This is a genomic window from Geobacillus sp. DSP4a, from assembly GCF_013096875.1.
Classification (GTDB): Bacteria; Bacillota; Bacilli; order Bacillales; family Anoxybacillaceae; genus Geobacillus; species Geobacillus thermophilus.
This window is the reverse complement of the sequence record NZ_SDLD01000010.1, coordinates 52004-69917: the sequence shown is the minus strand read 5'-3', so window position 1 is coordinate 69917 and position 17914 is coordinate 52004. Positions and strand designations below refer to the sequence as shown.

Genomic DNA, 17914 nt, shown 5'->3' with positions numbered 1-17914 from the left:
TTGTCCTTGGTGGCGTAAATGAGGGGGAGAACAGAGTCGGAATTTTGTTCCGTTTGGTAAAATATACAAAAACCAGAGAGGGCTGACTCCAAAAGTCCGCTTTTTGGCGGACTTTTGGGTCAGCCCCTTTTTGTATTTTGGGTTGTTTTTTCTTTGATGACACTCTTGGGCGCGTTGGGGTTGGACAAAAGGTTAGGGGAAAATGAAGCAATCCCCTAGATAATCAGATGGTGGATGAGCATAAGGAACGGGGAAAGGGGAATGCAAAGCGAAGTCGGAAAAAGATCTGCTTTCAGGTAATTTTTCAACGGTGACATGGAAATATAAGTGGTTAGGGGAGTGAATGGTTTGACATTTCATAATCTTTTTGTATACATTTGTATACAAATATAATTGGGAAGAGGGAGTAGGATGGAACCGAATCGGTCGTATGCACATCAGGAAGGCTTAGAGTTTTTTCGGCAATTAAACCGTTACATGAATGAACAGTTTGCACCACAAGACGAAGTGCTGGCCGACGTTCGACGTTCGATTGAGGAGAATGGGCTACCGTCGATTTCCGTCTCACCGGCGACCGGGAAGCTGTTGACGATGTTGGTGGCGATTTCTGGAGCGAAAAGGGTGCTGGAAATCGGGGCGCTTGGCGGTTATAGCGGCATTTGCCTCGCACGCGGATTTGGCAAGGAAGGAACGTTAACGTCGCTTGAATTGGTGGAGGAATACGCGCGCTTGGCGCGGCAAAATCTCAAAAAAGCCGGTTTTGGCAGCCAAGTCACTTACATGATTGGCCCTGCTTTGGAAAGTCTTGAAACGCTTGCAGCGAATGGTGAACGATTTGACTTTTTCTTTATTGACGCTGACAAAGAAAACTATATCCGTTATCTCGACTATTGCATCCGCCTTGCCAATCCTGGTGCGATCATCGCCGCCGACAACACGCTAGCTGGGAGCGGTGTCGGCGCATCGGACGCGCTTCGGCGGCGCGGGGAGATCATGAAACAGTTTAACGAAACCGTTGCCTGCCATCCTCAGCTTGATGCCATGTTCATTCCCATTGGAGATGGCGTGACGGTAGCAAGAGTGAAAAAAACCGCTTGAAAGGAGAGGGGACGATCAGATGCACGGACACTTTTTTCCCGGACATGAGCATCCATTTGAGGATCATCCCCCTTTGGAAGGGAGGCCATATGCACAGAGGGTCTCACCGCGGCGCCAAAACGTTCCGTCGCGGGCGGGCGCTGGAGTTTTTAGAGCGGTTGTATGTTAAGCGGGTAACATTGAAACAACAACTGCAGTCGCCAGAGCTCCAATCGATCCATGCCATACTGACGGGGGAACTGAAAGCGATCGAAATGGTCATCAACGAGTTTGTTCAGTCGTTTGAGATTCATGAAGACGAGCTTAAAACGAGGTTGAAGTTTGAAAAACGAGATAACGATGATCCAACAAACGGACATTCCGGCGATGAGTCAAATGCGGAAGAGTAAGAGGAATGATCATAAACAAAAGAAGGGAGAGGGATGATGTTTGTTCAAATACGCAAATCACCGCAGCGAAAGGATATGCTGATCAAGTGGTCGAACGGTTTAAGCGTCCGGGAATCATCGAGCAACAAGATGGATTTGAACATTTTAAGTCAAAAAAACGCGTCATGGCGATAATGAAGTTGTCATTTTGATCACATGGGAATCAGAGGAATACTGAAAAAAATAGGGCTCTTCACCAAAAGTTGTGCTTGATTTTTTCATAACATGCCCCACTTACGCTTGTGAGGAAAAATCAGTAAATCAATGATTTTTGCACATCCTTGTTCAGGAGAACGTATCGCTTGTCAAGTACATGTTGTGGTGATGAACCAAAAATAGGGAAAAGCGACGCCCATATCGCAGGTCATAAAGCAAGACGAAATGAACTGGATAAGGAATTTGTTTCCAATATCAAGGTGAGGCATGATGAAGTCAAAGTGGTGAAAAAAGCCATATCATCGTCTGCTGATTGATGAAATTGGACACAGATGGTGAAACCAAAAATGCTCATGAATGTCATCGATGGAGCGATGGCCCAACACGCCTTAAACGAATGTCAAACGTACTTGTCTGAACCGGATTGGCTGCTTGTTATGTGACAAAAAACCCCGCCCCCATTCCGGGGTGGGGTGAGAGAAGAGGGGCACCTTGTAAAGAAGTAGAGGAACATCGTAGCTTTATCGTACTCGTTTTTTTACAATCACGCCATATTTTTGTGAGAAAAGGTAACGCGATTTTGTTGAAAATGATTGGCAACAGCGGTGGCTGCGGTCAATCGCTGATGAACTTGCCGCCATTTACATGAAGCATTTGCCCGGTCATGTACGACGATTCGTCGCTCGCCAAAAAGACGTAGCACGGGGCGACTTCGCACGGTTGGCCGGGACGTTTCATCGGGGTGTTGGCGCCGAATGTGGCGACTTGCTCGCTTTTGAACGTCGACGGGATGAGCGGCGTCCAAATCGGGCCTGGGGCGACGCCGTTGACGCGAATGCCTTGACTGACGAGCGCTTTGGCGAGCGAGCGGGTGAAGGCGACGATCGCCCCTTTTGTCGCCGAGTAGTCGATGAGCTGTTCGTTTCCTTCGTAGGCGGTGACCGAAGCGGTGTTGATAATGGCGCTTCCGTTCTTTAAGTGCGGGAGCGCCGCTTTCGTTAGGAAAAAGCAGCCGAATACGTTCGTGCGAAACGTTTTTTCCAGCTGCGCGGCGGTGATGTTGAGAAAGTTCGGCTGCGGGTGCTGTTCAGCGGCGTTATTGACGACGATATCGAGCTTGCCGAACGCTTCGATCGTCTGTTTCACCGCTTCTTTGCAAAACGCTTCATCCCCGATGTCTCCCGCCATCGCCAGGCACCGTCTTCCTTCCTGTTCGACAAGCCGTTTCGTTTCTTCGGCGTCTTCATGTTCGTTGAGATAGATGATCGCCACATCGGCTCCTTCCTTGGCAAAATGGACCGCGACCGCGCGGCCGATGCCGCTGTCGCCGCCGCTGATGATGGCGGTTTTGTTTTTGAGCTTGCCGCTTCCTTTATAACTATCTTTGATCGTGACCGGCTGCGGGTTCATCTCCGTTTGCAGGCCGGGCTGGCGCGTCTGGTGCTGCGGGGGCAGCGTTGTTTGTTGCTTTGTGACCATGTTTGTTCCTCCTTAGCATGTATTGTCATCGTTAGTATGGGACGGAGGAGGGGAATTATGTGTGAAGAGGGGATGGACCGTGCTGTTCAATAGATCTGGAAATTTGGGAAACATGTTTTTCTCTTCTGTTTTTTCGTTTCTTGCCATAGAAGTCTTGGGGGATTAGACAATCTTTACTTTTTGATTAAGCAAAGATAAAATGATTAGCAAAGAGGGAAGGAGGATTTGTGATGAAGCCATCCTCATATGAAACGTATACGTATTACTCCACACTTTCTTCGAAACATCAAGTGACGATTCCAATGAAGATCAGAGAAGTGCTTGGGGCAGAACCGGGAGACCAAGTCGCGTTTGTTTATGGGGAAAATCAAGAGGTGACGTTAAAGGTGAAAAAGAAAGATGCGTTGCTATCTTTGTTCGGCACCATGCCGCCTAGGGGAGACAGCCGTCCGATGAGATGGGAGGATATTCGCAAACAAGCGAAAGAGGAACGGATGTCCAAGAGGGAAAAGAACGCAGAGTAGATGATAGGGAGAAGAGGATGAAACGTGTATATTTTAGATACGAACATCATCATTCGTTTTTTAACCAATGACGATGAAGAACAATCTTTGGTTGCCTATCGGGTATTTGAAAAGGCGGTCAACGGTGAATTTGCGTTCCTATTGCATCCTCTTGTCGTGGCGGAATGCTGCTGGGTGCTCGAGTCGAAACGGTACGGGTATACGAAAGGAGAAATCGCAAGTAAGCTGAAGCAAATCATGGAGGCTTCTTGTATTAAGACGATAGACAAAGAAGTTGTTGGAAAGGCATTGGACGATTACGCCCGTTGCAGTGTCGATTTTGCTGACGCGTATCTTTCGGCGCTGGCGCAGCACACTTCATCCATCCAAGGGATCATCACCTGGAACGAAAAAGATTTTCGTCGGCTTGGCGTGGAATGCTATATGCCTGAATCCATCATTTGAATCAATGATGGTTGACACTTGAACAAACATCGCGATTTTCCCAGAGCGCCAATCCCCGTCTTTTTTTGCTGCAAAACGGGAAACGCCAAGGTGCGTAAAAAAGGAAACGAGCTGGCTCGCATAGTCCAGCTCGTTTCCCGCTTATAAGACATTGAAATACCGCGCTTCCGGATGGGCGAAGACGATCGCCGAAACCGATGCTTCGGGTTCCATCATATAGCCGTCGGTGAGGCGGATGCCGATGTCTTCTGGATGAAGGAGGCGGAACAGTTTCTCTTGGTCTTCCAAGTTCGGACAGGCCGGGTAGCCGAACGAGTAGCGCTGGCCCTGGTATTTGGCGGCGAAGCGCTCTTCCATCGTGAAATCCGGGTCGTCCGGGAAGCCCCAGCGGTCGCGCATAATTTGATGGATTCGTTCGGCGAACCCTTCGGCAATCTCGAGCGCCAACGCTTGGATGGCATGGCTTTTCAAAAATTCGCCTTCTTCCTTCCAGCGCTGGGCGAGTTCGCGGACGCCATGACCGGCCGTGACGGCGAACAAGCCGACGTAATCCATTTCGCCGCTTTCTTTCGATTTCAAATAATCGGCGAGGCAAAGATGCGGCGCCCGCGGTTGGCGCGGAAAGTCGAACGTCTCGAGCACAGTTTTGCGATCAACCGGATCGTAAACGTAGACGCGGTTGCCGTCGCTTTGCGCCGGGAAGAAGCGGTAGACGCCGGCGGGTTGAATCCAGCCGCGTTCTTTCGCTTCGGCAACGAGTTCGTCGACGACCGCTTTTAACGCCAACGCTTTTTCGTCCCGTTCTTCAAGCAGCCGCTTCACTTTTCCTTTCAAGCCGAGGTGGTGGCCGAGCACCATTTGCCAGTTGACGTACGGCAACACATGGTCAAGCGGCACGTTTCGCAGCACGTGGCGCTCGAGGTCGGCCGGGACATACACCGGCACATCGGTCGAGACGTTCGATTTGAACGCGGTGGCGACCGCCGTTGGCCGTGTCGGCTCGTTTTCGGTCGCTTCTTTTTTCTTGTAGTCAATCTCGCCTTGCTGGAGTTGGTTGGCGAGCGCGAGCCCGTCCATGGCGTCTTTTGCGTACAGGACGACGCCGTCGTATTCGGGTGCGATTTTGTTTTCGGTAAATTTGCGCGTCAAGGCGGCGCCGCCGACTAAAATGGGCGTTGAGATGCCGGCTTGCCGCAAATCTTGGGCGGTGACGACCATCTGTTGGGCCGATTTGACAAGCAAGCCCGACAACCCGATGATGTCGGGCTGATGTTCGCGCACCGCTTCAATGAGTTGCTGCGGAGCGACTTTAATGCCGAGGTCGATCACCTCGTAGCCGTTGTTGCTTAAAATGATGTCGACCAAGTTTTTGCCGATGTCATGCACATCGCCTTTGACGGTGGCGAGAATGACTTTTCCTTTTGTGCTTCCTTCTTTCTTTTCCATATACGGCTCTAAAAAGGCGACCGCTGCTTTCATCACTTCCGCGCTTTGCAATACTTCAGCGACGATGAGCTGGTTGTTGTTGAACAGCCGCCCGACTTCATCCATGCCGGCCATAAGCGGACCGTTGATGATCGACAGCGGATCGGAGTAGGTCTCAAGCGCCTTCTCTAAATCGGGAATGAGCCCGTCTTTCGACCCTTCAATGACGTAGCGGGCGAGCCGCTCTTCAAGGCTCAAGTTCTCCTCAGCCGGCTTGGCGGCGGTGATTTTGCTTCGGTAAAATTCGATAAAGGCGTTTAATGTTTCATCGCTCGTGTCAAACAAAAGCGCTTCGGCCATCCGCACTTCCTCTTCCGGAATCGAGGCGAACCGCTCAAGCTTCTCAGTGTTGACGATCGCATAATCGAGCCCAGCTTGCGTGCAATGGTACAAAAAGACGGAGTTGAGCACCTCGCGCCCGGCCGGCGGCAAGCCGAACGAGACGTTGCTGATGCCGAGCATCGTCAAGCACTCCGGCAGTTGCTCTTTAATGAGGCGAATGCCTTTGATCGTTTCGTTCGCCGCGCCGATGTATTGCTCATCACCGGTGCCGACCGGGAAGACGAGCGGATCGAAAATGATGTCGCGCGCCGGCACCCCGTAGCGGTTCACGAGCAAGTCATACGAACGCAAGGCAATTTCCAGCTTCCGTTCGGCGGTGACCGCCATTCCTTGTTCATCGATCGTGCCGACGACGACAGCGGCGCCGTATTTGTGCAAGAGAGGAACGACTTTCGCAAACCGCTCCTCGCCGTCTTCCAAGTTGATCGAATTGATGATCGCTTTCCCTTGCGAGTAGGTGAGGGCGCGCTCGATGACGCGCTCGTCGGTTGAATCGATGACAAGCGGCACTTTCACTTTTTTCACGACTTCGCGGACGAACTGCTCCATGTCATGGAGTTCGTCGCGGTCTGGGTCGGCGAGGCAAATGTCGATGACATGGGCGCCGTTTTTCACTTGTGCGCGGGCGATTTCCGCCGCTTCTTCGTATTTCCCTTCGGCGATGAGGCGCTTGAATTTGCGCGAGCCGATGACGTTTGTCCGCTCGCCGACAAAGAGCGGGCGCATCGTTTCCTCATAAATGAGCGCCTCGATGCCGGAGACGGCGTGGACGTCAAACGAAGACGGGATCGCCCGCGGCGGGATGCCGCGCACCGCTTCGGCGATGGCGCGAATATGGTCCGGCGTCGTGCCGCAACACCCGCCGACGATGTTGATCCATCCCTTTTTGGCAAAGCGGCGGATTTTCTCTGCCAACATCTCCGGCGTTTCATGGTAGCGGCCTTCTTCATCCGGCAGCCCGGCGTTCGGATAGCAGCTGACCGCCGTATCCGCAAGCGAGGCGAGCGTCCGCAAATGGTCGGTCATAAACTCCGGGCCGGTCGCGCAGTTTAAGCCGACGGCGATCGGCTTCATATGGCGCACCGAGATGAAAAACGCATCGATCGCCTGGCCGGCGAGCGTCGTGCCCATCGGCTCGATCGTGCCGGAAATCATGAGCGGCACGCGGCGGCCGACCGCCTCAAACGCCTTGGAAATGCCGAGAAATCCAGCTTTTACGTTCAACGTATCTTGGCACGTCTCGAGTAGGAGAAGGTCGACGCCTCCTAAGAGCAGTCCGCGCGCTTGTTCTTCGTAGGCGGCGACGAGTTCCTCAAAGGTCGCGCCGCCTGTCACCGACAACGTCTTCGTCGTCGGCCCCATCGACCCGGCGACAAAGCGCGGCCAGTCGGGAGTTGAGAACGCCTCCGCCGCTTGTTTGGCGAGCTTGGCCGCTTCGATGTTCAACTCGAGCGCCAAATGCCCGAGGTTGTATTCATCGAGCACAATGCGCGTCGCCCCGAACGTGTTCGTTTCGATGATGTCAGCGCCCGCTTCCAAATACGCTTCGTGAATGCGGCGGATGACAGGCGGGGCGGTGAGGGTCAAATATTCGTTGCACCCTTCATACGCCTCGCCGCCAAAATCGGCGGCTGATAGGTTGGCGCTTTGGATCATCGTCCCCATCGCGCCGTCAATGACGAGAATTTTTCGCTGCAGCTGCTGTTCTAAGGTGATGTTAGCCATGAACAACCTTCCTTTCTTTGGCGGCCGCTTCTTTTTCATGGATGTAGCGGACGAGCTCGACCGTCATGTCATAGCGCAAAAACGGCGTGATCAAATAAATGCCGTTAAACAAATCAAACGCCGCGTCAATGAGCGATTTGGCGATGGCAATTCCTTCGCGCGCCGCTTCTACTGGGTCGCTGCCGCAGGCGGCCATGCGGGCGCGAATCTCGTCCGACAGGGTGATCCCCGGCACTTCATGGTGCAAAAACTCGGCGTTGCGCGCGCTTACCAGCGGCATAATGCCGATGTAGATCGGCGTGGCGAGATGTTTCGTTGTTTCGTATATTTGCACGATTTTTTCTTCCGAGTAAACCGGCTGGGTCAAGAAATAGTGGGCGCCGCATTGAATTTTTTTCTCCATTCGCTCGACCGCTTTATCCAAATGGCGGACGTTCGGATTGAAGGCCGCACCGATCGAGAAGTTCGTTTTTTGCCCGAGCGGTTTGCCCGAGTACGATAATCCCTCGTTGAATTGGCTGATTAGGCGGATGAGATCGAATGACGACACATCATACACGGACGTCGCTCCCGGGAAATCGCCGATTTTCGACGGGTCGCCGGTAATAGCGAGCACGTCGGTGATGCCGAGCGTATGCAACCCCATCAAATGCGACTGCAGGCCGATCAAGTTGCGGTCGCGGCACGTAATATGCACGAGCGGGCGGACGCCGAGCCGCTCTTTCACGATCGTGGCGACGGCGGCGTTGCTGATGCGCGGCGTGGCAAGTGAGTTGTCAGCTAACGTCAGCGCGTCGATGCCAGCGTCATGGAGCGCTTTCGCCCCAGCGAGAAACTTGTCAATGCCGAGTTGCTTCGGCGGATCGAGTTCGACAATGACCGAGCGGCGCGTGCGGGCGAGCTCGGGAAGCGGAGTCGGCGCGGGCCGATCGGCTTGCACCGATACAGATGCCGTGCGCCGCTTCACCGTTTTTTCCGTCACCGGCGTCCGGTCGGCGAGCGCCTTTGCCATTGCCTCAATATGTTTCGGCGTCGTGCCGCAGCACCCGCCGATCAAGCGCACCCCTTGATCGCGGAACGCTTTGGCCGCCTCTTCAAAATATTCCGCGTTCGTTTCATAGACAAGCCGGCCGTCGCGGTAATCCGGGAGGCTCGCGTTCGGATACGCCGACAAAAATGCGCGATTGGGCAGGGGCACTTCCTCAAGCGACTGAATCATATAGTGCGGACCAAGCCGGCAGTTGAGCCCGACAACATCGGCCCCGAGCGCCTCCAGGCGGCTAAGGGCGTCCGCGAGCGGCGTGCCGTCTTGCAAAACGCCGACTTCATGGAGCGACACATGGGCGATAATCGGCAAGTCCGTCTCTTTGCGCGCGATGGCAAGCACCGTCTCCAACTCTTCCAAATCGTAATACGTCTCCAGCAGCACACCATCAACCCCTTCGGCAAGCAGCACAAACAGCTGCTCGCGAAACGTCCGCTTCACTTCGTCAAGCGGTACGACACTTTTGTTTAACGTGCGCAGCCCTCCGATCGTTCCGAGCACGTACGCCCCCCCATTGGCTGCTTGCTTCGCCAGTCTTACAGCGGCCCGATTGATCGCCGGCACCTCGTCTTGCAAGCCGTAGCGCGCGAGTTTCACATAGTTGGCGCCGTATGTATTCGTCTGAATGACATCGGCGCCCGCCGCGATATACGCTTCATGAATATGAATGATTTCGTCTGGATTCGATAGATTCAATTCTTCAAAACAACGGTCGACGCCATGCGAATATAACAGCGTCCCCATCGCTCCGTCGGCGATGAGAATGCGTTGTTTCAACTCATCGAGCAGCCCCACGTTTGATTCCCCCATTTCGTTGTAGTAAAAGAAAAAAGCCTTCTAAGAAGAAGACTTTTCGTTCGCTTCTTCTTATCTTCCAGGCTGTTGCCTGTCTGGATTTAGCACCTTGGCCGCGGCCAGGTTGCTGAGGGTTCACCGGGCCAGTCCCTCCCCCTCTCTTGATAAGAATGTCCGTATGCGGTTGTTTATTTCGTCTTGACTATTACTATATAATTTAATGTATTTTTTGAAATTATTCAATACGGTGAAGAAGGAAATTTCAAAAGTTAAAGAGATTCAGATAAAAAGAGCGGCTCGCGTCAAGGGCTCGCGCTTTCCCGCATCGGGGGCAAAACTGAAAATCACGCTGCACATGTTCTCCGCAGTATGGGCAATACTTGTTTGTTTTCTCTTCGCCTCCAAATCGGACGTTCAGTGGGTCGGGCTCTTTCTCGCTGACGACAATGTCCAATAAGGACATGCGTTGTTTTCCCGTCGCATTTTTGTAATGGTAAATTGCTTGAAATACACCGATGGCGATGACGACAAGGCCGAAAAACGGAAAAAAGCGGGCGGCGGGAAACGGCGAGTCCGCGGTGATGGAGAAGGTCATCACCATCCAAAAGATGCCGAACAACACAGCGGCGATGCTGCCGAACAGCCCTTGCATCGACGGGCCGCGGCCGGGTTTGATGCTTTTCAAGTGGATTCCTTCTCCATTCGTTTCATGTTGGTTGGGATTATTATACCATATGATGATGTAGGAAACATGGGATGACGTAATAAAAAAGAATCATTGTATCTCCTCCCTTACCTTGTACTAATCTCTTAAAAGCATCTCTGTTTCATGTCAATAGTACGAAATATGTCGAAATATGTAAAAAAGATAAAATTGTTGAACGATTTCTCTTTTTTTTTAGAGTCAAGGTGTATGATTAAAATAGATGATATTAACAAGGAATTTACTAGAAACCGCATCGCAGACAGGAGTGAAGTGGGTGAAACAATGGTCGTGGCCGTATTTTATTCTGATTAGCCTGCCGCTTGTTGTGTTGATTGGAGTTGCTTTTCGCCTAAAAGCGGCCAGCATGCCCATCAAAATAGGATTTATTGTATTGGTGCTGCTTTACGGCAGGGTTTATTCTCGTTTAGTGCGAAGGATGAGATAGACACAGAATGTTTTTGAAAAAAGTTTTGATCGATTATCATTTACTGGAAGGAGGCGATAGGTTATGAGTTTGCTGGCGCTTGTTGCCGGGACGCTCGGCGTGTCACAGACAATCGCGACGACGGTTGTTTCGATTGTGTTGACCGGCTCCACTCTCATTTCTATTATTCTTGGGATCACCGCTATTTTGTCAGGTGGAGTCGACGCCATTTTGGAAATTGGGTGGTCAGCTTTTGTCGCGACGGTGAAAAAAATAGTGGCGGAACGAGGAAAAGCAGCAGCGATTGCATGGTAAAAGGCAAAACGGCAGGGGAAAAACTCCCTGCCGTTCCTAATGAGTAAATCAATGTGGGGGAAGAGAAATGAAACTCGTATGGCTGTTATATCAACAACGACAACGAAGCAGTTTGGAGCCGTTGCAGAGAAAATCGCCTTTTTCCCCGAAGATGACCATGTTCTTGGTGGAAGCGGCGAAATGGTTTGTTTCATCGGCTGTGGTTGTAGCCTTTTGCGCTCGATCCTCGACGCTGTTTCGCCCTTCTATGGTTATGGGAGCTCTTTTTTTCATGTCTGTCAGTCCTTTCATAGGAGTTTTGCTTGAGTCCAAAGAGGCATTGCAACGTCAATACCATTATCATTATGTGCGTCTGTCTGGAGTGCGGGATGACGAGGTGTGGCAGCGATTGCTCAAAATCCACTATGCTGTGTCTCTTCTGCGGCTATTGCCGATTTGGTTGCCTCCTTCCATTGGGTTGATGATGATGTTCGGGATCACAGGCGCATCATTCGTATGGTTTGGACATACGATGTTGTTGCTTCTTTATGTGACATCGCATATAGTGCGTGGCTCAACTTTTAGAGCGATAGGCGCATTTTCTGCCTTTTTCTTTCGAATGGCATCATTCGCGATTGGTTATGTCGTGCTTGCGGCGATTGTGCCGTTGCTGCAATTGTCCCGCCAAGCGGTTCGAATGTATGGGTTGTCGCTCTCTTACCTTGTGTATATGGATGGTTATGTTGCTCATTGGCAACAGCTGTTTTATGAACGCATGACAAGTTGGAGGGAAGGGTGGTTATTTTCAAGTACAACTTTATCATTCATCGGTGCTGGATTCGCTCTGTTGGCTTTGATTTGCTTTTCTTTCACTCGTGCGTCTCATTCTGACAAGACAGCGTACATGCTATATTCATGGCATCAACGTGTCATAGAGTCGTTAAAAATTCGCAGCACGAATAATGCAATTTTATATAAAGATCTTTGTCTGTTAACACGCCAAGCCCGTGAGTTGACGAAACCGCCTTGGTCGCTATTTTTGCCAGGGGAATGGTTTTTGGTCGCAGGAGCGAATTTGGCGCTGTTGCCGATTGTTCATAACGGGTCGATCATTTTGTTTTTGTTTATGTTTGAAATGTATATCGTCATGACAGGGACGTTGCGGGCCATTACCGACGTCTTTCGCGACATTTTTCAGTTTGAAAGCGAGATGGAGCGTCTCACTGTGTTTCGTCTTCTTTCTCCACCTCCTCTTGTACCGTTAATCGAAGCGAAATGGACGCTGCTTGAGCGATTAGGCGTCTACCCATGCATGACGGCAGTAGGATTGCTACTTCTCGAATACATAGGATTATTGGGGATGCGTGGAGGGCTTTGGGCAGCAATGGGAGCTGTGGTGATGATGCCCGTCTATTCGCTTGTTGTCAAGCGGATTTTGCGCACCGATTATGAAGTATTCTGCCTTGTTTTAGCCAGCGGTGAGCAGGCGGCATTGACATCTCCGCGTGATTATGCGGGGTATATGGTGATTGCGGCCGGAAATCATTCGTTTCATCGCTTGTTGATTTACATAACCGTTTTTTCATCGCTTCTTTCTGCCTTTTTTATGCTTTTGAAAGGTTGGAGTTGGGCATGTTACAGCGTTTTGTTTGTCTTGATGCTGTACCTTGTATTATGGAATAGTTCTCAATATGCTCGGCGCACGTGAGGAGGCATTTGCGGTGATCAGACGAGCGATTCACACTCATTTGCCGTATATGTTATTGTCGTTAGGTGTGTACATTGTATGTTTTGCTTTTGGAGCAGTGATTTTTTCACAAAAGCTTACGATTCATCCGACTTCCATGGCGTTTTGGACCACTTTAGGCCACAACTTGATGGTTGGAGCCATTTTGATGGTTGGCGGATGGCTGACGCTAGGAATGGCCAATACCCTTTATCTCGGTTACAACGCAGCAATGCTAGGCGTGATCGTGAGAGGAGTCGCCACAGGATATGGCATGCAGCCGTTGATGACCGGTGTCTTTCCTCACGCGATTCCTGAAATCATCGGCCATATCTTGTTTTGTACATTAGGGTACGAGACATGGCGGTTTCTTCAAATCGTCAAAAAAAGAGCAAGAGGAGAAGAAGAAACGCTCTATATACGGGATATCCTCTTTTTACTAGTGCTGGCGGTCGCGCTGCTCATCATCTCAGCATGGTTGGAATCAACGGTGTCTCATGTATAAAAATAGACGGGTCTAAAAAGCAGGAGGCTCTTTACCACAACATGTACTTGACAAGCAATACAGCTTCCTGCACAAAGATTTGAAAAAATCACGGATTTGTTGATTTTCCCTTACAAGCGTAAATAGAGTTCAGAAAAAATCAAGTACAACTTTTGGTGAAGAGCCAAGCAGGAAAAGGGGAAGAAATAGATGGAACCGTTATTTTCATTGCAAAACTTGACGTATCGCTATGATGGGGGAGCCACGATTTTTCAGCAGTTCTCATTTTCCATTTTTTCAGGGGAGACCGTGCTTCTCACCGGCCCCAATGGAGTGGGGAAAACGACTCTTTTGCATATTATTTCGGGATTGCTCGATAAAGGAGAGCTGCATTATCAAGCCTTTTATAAAGGCAATCCGATTCAGCTTCCCGACATGCGCGCTCATTTGTCTTATGTGACATCCGAGACTGTCATGTTTTCAAAATTGACGGGTTATGAAAATATCGAATGTTTCCGGCTTTTATGGAAGCTGGATCAACAGTACGTCCGCAAAGCGAACGAATTATGCAGTCTGCTTGGAATGGAGGAGATGCTCCCGCTCCCGGTGGATCAGTATTCATTAGGAACAAAACAAAAACTGCATATTGCGATTGCTTTAGCCCGCCCGGTCGAATTGTATTTGATGGATGAACCGTTCAATTCCCTTGATAGGCTAAGTCGCGATCGGTTGGCGGAGTGGATTCAAGGCGACCGTCAACATGCTTATCTCATTGCTTCTCACGTTCATCAAGAGCGCTTCCCTGGCTCCCGCATAATCTCGCTTACACGTCCAAACAATGAAGACAAAATAGAAAAATGACGGTGGGATCTTCAGGAAAAATTCAGTTTTCATACGTGTGATCAAGGATTTTTCCGTTGCACTTTCCACTCTCCTATGTTCTAATTAGGAATAGTGAACATCAAGAAGACGGAGGGCTGGAAGTGAACGGGGAAGAGATCATCCGCTTCGAGCGAGTGACGAAGGAATACGACGGCGCAGCCGTATTGGATGACGTCAGTTTTGCGATGGAGCGCGGGAAGTTTTATACGCTGCTTGGCCCGTCAGGGTGCGGGAAGACGACGATTTTGCGGCTGATTGCCGGGTTTATCGAACCGACGGAAGGAACGATTTATTTCCACGGGAAGCCGATTCAAAACGTCCCGCCGAACAAGCGGCAAGTCAACACTGTCTTTCAAGACTATGCGTTGTTTCCTCACCTCGATGTGTTTGAAAACGTGGCATTTGGCTTGCGCGTGAAAAAGATGAAAGAAGCGGACATCCGCCAAAAAGTGAGCGAAGCGCTCCGGTTTGTCAACTTGGAAGGCTATGAGCGCCGCCGCATTCAAGAGATGTCCGGCGGCCAACGCCAGCGCGTCGCGATTGCGCGGGCGATTGTGAATGAGCCAGAAGTGTTGCTCTTGGATGAGCCGCTATCGGCCTTGGATTTGAAGCTGCGCACGGAAATGCAGTATGAACTTCGCGAACTGCAGCGCCGCTTAGGGATTACGTTCATTTTTGTCACGCATGATCAAGAAGAAGCATTGGCGATGTCCGATTACATTTTTGTTCTAAATAAAGGAAAAATTCAGCAGTTTGGGACGCCGAAAGACATTTACGACGAGCCTGTCAATCGATTCGTCGCCGATTTCATTGGCGAATCGAACATTTTGTCAGGGCGCATGATCGACGATTTCCTCGTCGAATTTGCTGGCAAACAGTTTGCGTGTGTTGACCGCGGCTTCGCGCCAAACGAACCGGTCGATGTCGTCATCCGCCCGGAAGATTTGGAGCTCGCGGCGCCGGAAGATGGGCAGATCGTCATCCGCGTCGATTCGCTCTTATTCCGCGGTGTCCATTATGAAATTTGCGGCTATGACGAAAACGGCAACGAATGGCTTGTCCATTCGACGAAAAAGGCCGAAGTCGGGGAAACGGTCGGCCTTCGTTTTGAACCGGAAGCGATTCACGTCATGCGAGTCGAAAAGGAGGATGAGGACGCATGACGGAACGGGCGTGGCGGAACTGGTATTTAATCCCTTATGGCATTTGGCTTGTGCTGTTTGTCGTGGCCCCGATTGTCTTTTTGGTGTATGAATCGTTTTTGGATCTTGACGGCCGTTGGACGTTGTCCAACTACAAATCCGTGTGGACGCCCATTTATTTGAAAATGATGGCGTATTCGTTTTGGTATGCGTTTTTAATCACGCTTGTGTCGCTGCTCATCGGCTATCCAACCGCCTATTGGCTGACAAAGACGAGGCACAAGCAGTTATGGCTGTTGTTGCTTATTTTGCCGATGTGGGTGAATTTGCTGCTGAAGGTGTATGCGTTTTTAGGGCTGTTCGGCACGTACGGGCTGGCCAACGATTTGTTGAAAGCGCTGGGCGTCGGGCCGCGGCAGCTGTTGTTCACCGATTTCAGTTTTGTCTTTGTGTCGGTGTACATTTTTATTCCGTTTATGGTGCTGCCGATTTTCAACGCGCTGGAGGAGCTGCCGCCATCGCTTGTCGATGCCGCCCGCGATTTGGGCGCTTCGGCTTGGACGACGTTCCGCCGTGTCGTCTTTCCGCTCACGCTTGGCGGAGTGAAGGCCGGCTGCCAAGCGGTATTCATCCCGGCGCTGTCGCTGTTTATGATTACACGCCTTGTCGCTGGCAACCGCGTCATTACGCTCGGCACTGCCATTGAACAGCATTTTCTTGTCACCCAAAATTGGGGGATGGGGGCGACGATCGCGGTTGTGTTAATGATCGCGATGGCGGTCATCGTCGTCCTGACAGGAAGCGGAAGAAAAGAGGGAAGCCGATGAAACGGATGCAGGCATGGGGACGTGTGTACTTGTTAGTCGTGTTTGCCGTGATGTATATGCCGATTGTGTATTTGATGTATTATTCCTTCAACAGCGGCGGGGCGATGCACGATTTTCAATCGTTCACGCTCAAGTGGTACCGCGACGTGCTGTCCGACGACCGCTTGCCCATCATCGTTTTGAATACAATCGTCATCGCACTGTTGTCGGCGGCGGTTGCGACGATACTCGGGGTCATCGGGGCGCTCGCCATTTACTATGTCAAGCGGCAACGGACGAAAAACGCTCTTCTCGCCCTCAACAACGTGCTGATCGTCAGCCCAGACGTCATCATCGGTGCTTCGTTTTTGCTGCTGTTTACAATCGCTGGCATCAAGCTCGGCTTTACATCCGTGCTGTTGTCCCATATCGCTTTTAGCGTGCCGATTGTCGTGTTAATGGTGCTGCCGAAACTGGAAGAAATGAGCCCGACGCTGATTGATGCGGCTAGAGATTTAGGAGCCAGTCATTGGCAAGTGCTGTCCGGTGTGGTGCTGCCGTTTTTGGCTCCGAGCATATGGGCGGGCTTTTTCATGGCGCTCACGTATTCGCTCGATGACTTTGCCGTGACCTTTTTTGTCACGGGAAATGGGTTCTCGACGCTGTCGGTGGAAATTTATTCGCGGGCGCGCCAGGGCATTTCCTTATCGATCAATGCGCTGTCGACGCTGCTATTTTTATTTACGATGCTGCTCGTCATCGGCTATTACGTGCTCAGCCGAAAAGGCGGCCGCTTGTACGGGATAGGGGGGCGAAAGTAGGTGAGACGGCTTGTCCAAGGATTTGCGGCTGTGTTCATCGCCGCGTTCGTCCTGATGTTTGTCACTCATCGGCTGAACGAAGCGGAAGGGTACGGCGGAGGCAAAACGGTGACGGTCTACAACTGGGGCGATTACATTGACCCCGCGCTCATTCGCGAATTTGAAAAAGAGACAGGGTGGAAAGTGATTTACCAAACGTTTGATTCCAATGAGGCGATGATGGCGAAAATCGCCCAAGGCGGGGCAACGTTTGACGTCGCCGTTCCATCCGATTACGCCATCAGCAAAATGATCGAAGAAAAGCTGCTTCTGCCGCTTGATCACCGAAAGCTTCCCAATTTGCAATATATCGAACCGCGGTTTCTCAACTTGCCGTTTGATCCGCACAACCGGTATTCCGTGCCGTATTTTTGGGGGACGGTCGGCATCGTCTACAACCGCGAGATGCTTGGCGGCAAGACCATCACAAGCTGGAACGACTTATGGAACCCGGACTTGCGCAATCAAATTTTGCTTGTCGACGGGGCGCGCGAAGTGATGGGGATGGCGCTAAACAGCCTCGGCTATTCGCTCAATGACACGAACAAAGCCCACTTGCAAGAAGCCAAGCGGAAGCTCGATCGGCTCATGCCGAATGTGAAGGCGATTGTCGGCGATGAAATCAAGCTGCTGCTTGCCAATGAAGAAGCAGCCATCGGCGTCGTCTGGTCAGGCGATGCGGCCGAAATCATTGCCAAAAACGACAAGCTCGACTATGTCGTGCCGAAAGAAGGTTCCAACTTATGGTTTGACAACATGGTCATTCCGAAAACAGCGAAAAACATCGAAGGGGCGCACGCGTTCATCAACTTTATGCTCGACCCGAAACACGCGGCGCAAAACGCCGAGTATGTCGGCTATTCGACGCCGAATAAAAAGGCGCTTCGCTATTTGCCAAAAGACATCGCGGGCGATCGCCGCTTCTACCCCGATTTGGATTCAGCAGGGCCTCTCGAAGTGTACGAAAACTTGGGAAAACACATGCTCGCCTACTACAACGAGCTGTTTTTGCAGTTTAAGATGCAGCAAAAATAAACAAACGAAGCAGCGTTCTATCGGCGAAGCGAGC

General features: G+C 51.2%; 19 protein-coding genes and 1 riboswitch. Of the genes, 15 read left to right on the top strand and 4 right to left on the bottom strand.

From position 1 onward, the window contains the following. Nucleotides 1-411 precede the first annotated feature (411 nt). The 4 genes from ETC02_RS05565 (at nucleotide 412) to ETC02_RS05550 (ending at nucleotide 1999) form a co-directional block, all read left to right on the top strand. Entirely contained in the window at nucleotides 412-1098 is a 687-nt protein-coding gene (locus ETC02_RS05565) for an O-methyltransferase (protein WP_047817876.1), read from the top strand. An 89-nt stretch (nucleotides 1099-1187) separates the two neighbouring features. After that, complete coding sequence (locus ETC02_RS05560) at nucleotides 1188-1487, top strand: hypothetical protein (RefSeq protein WP_053004038.1); 300 nt, start codon at nucleotides 1188-1190, stop codon at nucleotides 1485-1487. A gap of 5 nt (nucleotides 1488-1492) precedes the next feature. Beyond that, complete coding sequence (locus ETC02_RS05555) at nucleotides 1493-1678, top strand: antibiotic biosynthesis monooxygenase family protein (protein ID WP_050368305.1); 186 nt, start codon at nucleotides 1493-1495, stop codon at nucleotides 1676-1678. Nucleotides 1679-1828: 150 nt separating this feature from the next. Then, a complete protein-coding gene (locus ETC02_RS05550) occupies nucleotides 1829-1999 on the top strand; it encodes a hypothetical protein (protein WP_160149230.1) in 171 nt (56 codons plus the stop codon). A gap of 298 nt (nucleotides 2000-2297) precedes the next feature. Here the strand turns inward: ETC02_RS05550 and ETC02_RS05545 are convergent, their stop codons facing one another. After that, nucleotides 2298-3161 (bottom strand): SDR family oxidoreductase, encoded by an 864-nt coding sequence (locus ETC02_RS05545; RefSeq protein ID WP_171698117.1) that lies wholly within the window; start codon nucleotides 3159-3161, stop codon nucleotides 2298-2300. Nucleotides 3162-3391: 230 nt separating this feature from the next. On the opposite strand from ETC02_RS05545, the gene ETC02_RS05540 reads away from it, so the two are divergent. After that, nucleotides 3392-3685: an AbrB/MazE/SpoVT family DNA-binding domain-containing protein gene (locus tag ETC02_RS05540; protein WP_050368307.1), complete on the top strand. Its 294-nt coding sequence runs from the start codon at nucleotides 3392-3394 to the stop codon at nucleotides 3683-3685. Nucleotides 3686-3709: 24 nt separating this feature from the next. Next, the gene (locus ETC02_RS05535; RefSeq protein ID WP_015374075.1) at nucleotides 3710-4129 is read left to right on the top strand and encodes a type II toxin-antitoxin system VapC family toxin; all 420 of its coding nucleotides are present in this window, start codon (nucleotides 3710-3712) and stop codon (nucleotides 4127-4129) included. 141 nt (nucleotides 4130-4270) lie between these two features. Here ETC02_RS05535 and metH read toward each other — a convergent pair whose 3' ends face one another. From metH to ETC02_RS05520, 3 genes are all read right to left on the bottom strand, one after another. Next, nucleotides 4271-7681: a methionine synthase gene (gene metH, locus ETC02_RS05530; RefSeq protein ID WP_171698116.1), complete on the bottom strand. Its 3411-nt coding sequence runs from the start codon at nucleotides 7679-7681 to the stop codon at nucleotides 4271-4273. Further along, nucleotides 7674-9521: a bifunctional homocysteine S-methyltransferase/methylenetetrahydrofolate reductase gene (locus ETC02_RS05525; protein ID WP_050368309.1), complete on the bottom strand. Its 1848-nt coding sequence runs from the start codon at nucleotides 9519-9521 to the stop codon at nucleotides 7674-7676. Before ETC02_RS05525 ends, metH begins: the two co-directional genes overlap by 8 nt. Before the next feature lie 69 nt (nucleotides 9522-9590). Continuing rightward, a riboswitch (SAM riboswitch) is annotated at nucleotides 9591-9692 on the bottom strand. A gap of 91 nt (nucleotides 9693-9783) precedes the next feature. After that, nucleotides 9784-10206 carry a zinc ribbon domain-containing protein gene (locus ETC02_RS05520; protein ID WP_050368310.1) on the bottom strand — a complete coding sequence of 141 codons (423 nt, stop codon included), beginning with the start codon at nucleotides 10204-10206 and terminating at the stop codon, nucleotides 9784-9786. A 295-nt stretch (nucleotides 10207-10501) separates the two neighbouring features. Between ETC02_RS05520 and ETC02_RS05515 the strand changes: the two genes are divergently transcribed. The 9 genes from ETC02_RS05515 to ETC02_RS05475 all read left to right on the top strand — a co-directional run bounded on the left by ETC02_RS05515 (nucleotide 10502) and on the right by ETC02_RS05475 (nucleotide 17880). Continuing rightward, a complete protein-coding gene (locus ETC02_RS05515; RefSeq protein ID WP_171698115.1) occupies nucleotides 10502-10672 on the top strand; it encodes a hypothetical protein in 171 nt (56 codons plus the stop codon). A 63-nt stretch (nucleotides 10673-10735) separates the two neighbouring features. Beyond that, entirely contained in the window at nucleotides 10736-10966 is a 231-nt protein-coding gene (locus tag ETC02_RS05510; protein ID WP_050368312.1) for an uberolysin/carnocyclin family circular bacteriocin, read from the top strand. Nucleotides 10967-11033: 67 nt separating this feature from the next. Next, nucleotides 11034-12653: a hypothetical protein gene (locus ETC02_RS05505; protein ID WP_050368313.1), complete on the top strand. Its 1620-nt coding sequence runs from the start codon at nucleotides 11034-11036 to the stop codon at nucleotides 12651-12653. 13 nt (nucleotides 12654-12666) lie between these two features. Then, nucleotides 12667-13176: a stage II sporulation protein M gene (locus tag ETC02_RS05500; RefSeq protein WP_011230224.1), complete on the top strand. Its 510-nt coding sequence runs from the start codon at nucleotides 12667-12669 to the stop codon at nucleotides 13174-13176. 207 nt (nucleotides 13177-13383) lie between these two features. Continuing rightward, the gene (locus tag ETC02_RS05495; RefSeq protein ID WP_223813602.1) at nucleotides 13384-14016 is read left to right on the top strand and encodes an ABC transporter ATP-binding protein; all 633 of its coding nucleotides are present in this window, start codon (nucleotides 13384-13386) and stop codon (nucleotides 14014-14016) included. A 122-nt stretch (nucleotides 14017-14138) separates the two neighbouring features. After that, complete coding sequence (locus ETC02_RS05490) at nucleotides 14139-15200, top strand: ABC transporter ATP-binding protein (protein WP_050368314.1); 1062 nt, start codon at nucleotides 14139-14141, stop codon at nucleotides 15198-15200. Next, the gene (locus ETC02_RS05485; protein WP_050368315.1) at nucleotides 15197-16006 is read left to right on the top strand and encodes an ABC transporter permease; all 810 of its coding nucleotides are present in this window, start codon (nucleotides 15197-15199) and stop codon (nucleotides 16004-16006) included. Before ETC02_RS05490 ends, ETC02_RS05485 begins: the two co-directional genes overlap by 4 nt. Beyond that, nucleotides 16003-16806: an ABC transporter permease gene (locus ETC02_RS05480; protein ID WP_050368316.1), complete on the top strand. Its 804-nt coding sequence runs from the start codon at nucleotides 16003-16005 to the stop codon at nucleotides 16804-16806. The genes ETC02_RS05485 and ETC02_RS05480 overlap by 4 nt, the downstream gene beginning before the upstream one ends. Further along, entirely contained in the window at nucleotides 16807-17880 is a 1074-nt protein-coding gene (locus ETC02_RS05475; protein WP_050368317.1) for an ABC transporter substrate-binding protein, read from the top strand. It begins immediately after the preceding gene. The last annotated feature ends 34 nt before the right edge of the window (nucleotides 17881-17914 follow it).

Coding starts and splice junctions, on each gene's coding strand:
- ETC02_RS05545 (WP_171698117.1), bottom strand. CDS start 3,161: ATGGTCACAAAGCAACAAACAACGCTGCCCCCGCAGCACCAGACGCGC.
- metH (WP_171698116.1), bottom strand. CDS start 7,681: ATGGCTAACATCACCTTAGAACAGCAGCTGCAGCGAAAAATTCTCGTC.
- ETC02_RS05480 (WP_050368316.1), top strand. CDS start 16,003: ATGAAACGGATGCAGGCATGGGGACGTGTGTACTTGTTAGTCGTGTTT.
- ETC02_RS05560 (WP_053004038.1), top strand. CDS start 1,188: ATGCACAGAGGGTCTCACCGCGGCGCCAAAACGTTCCGTCGCGGGCGG.
- ETC02_RS05485 (WP_050368315.1), top strand. CDS start 15,197: ATGACGGAACGGGCGTGGCGGAACTGGTATTTAATCCCTTATGGCATT.
- ETC02_RS05540 (WP_050368307.1), top strand. CDS start 3,392: ATGAAGCCATCCTCATATGAAACGTATACGTATTACTCCACACTTTCT.
- ETC02_RS05510 (WP_050368312.1), top strand. CDS start 10,736: ATGAGTTTGCTGGCGCTTGTTGCCGGGACGCTCGGCGTGTCACAGACA.
- ETC02_RS05505 (WP_050368313.1), top strand. CDS start 11,034: ATGAAACTCGTATGGCTGTTATATCAACAACGACAACGAAGCAGTTTG.
- ETC02_RS05555 (WP_050368305.1), top strand. CDS start 1,493: ATGATCATAAACAAAAGAAGGGAGAGGGATGATGTTTGTTCAAATACG.
- ETC02_RS05565 (WP_047817876.1), top strand. CDS start 412: ATGGAACCGAATCGGTCGTATGCACATCAGGAAGGCTTAGAGTTTTTT.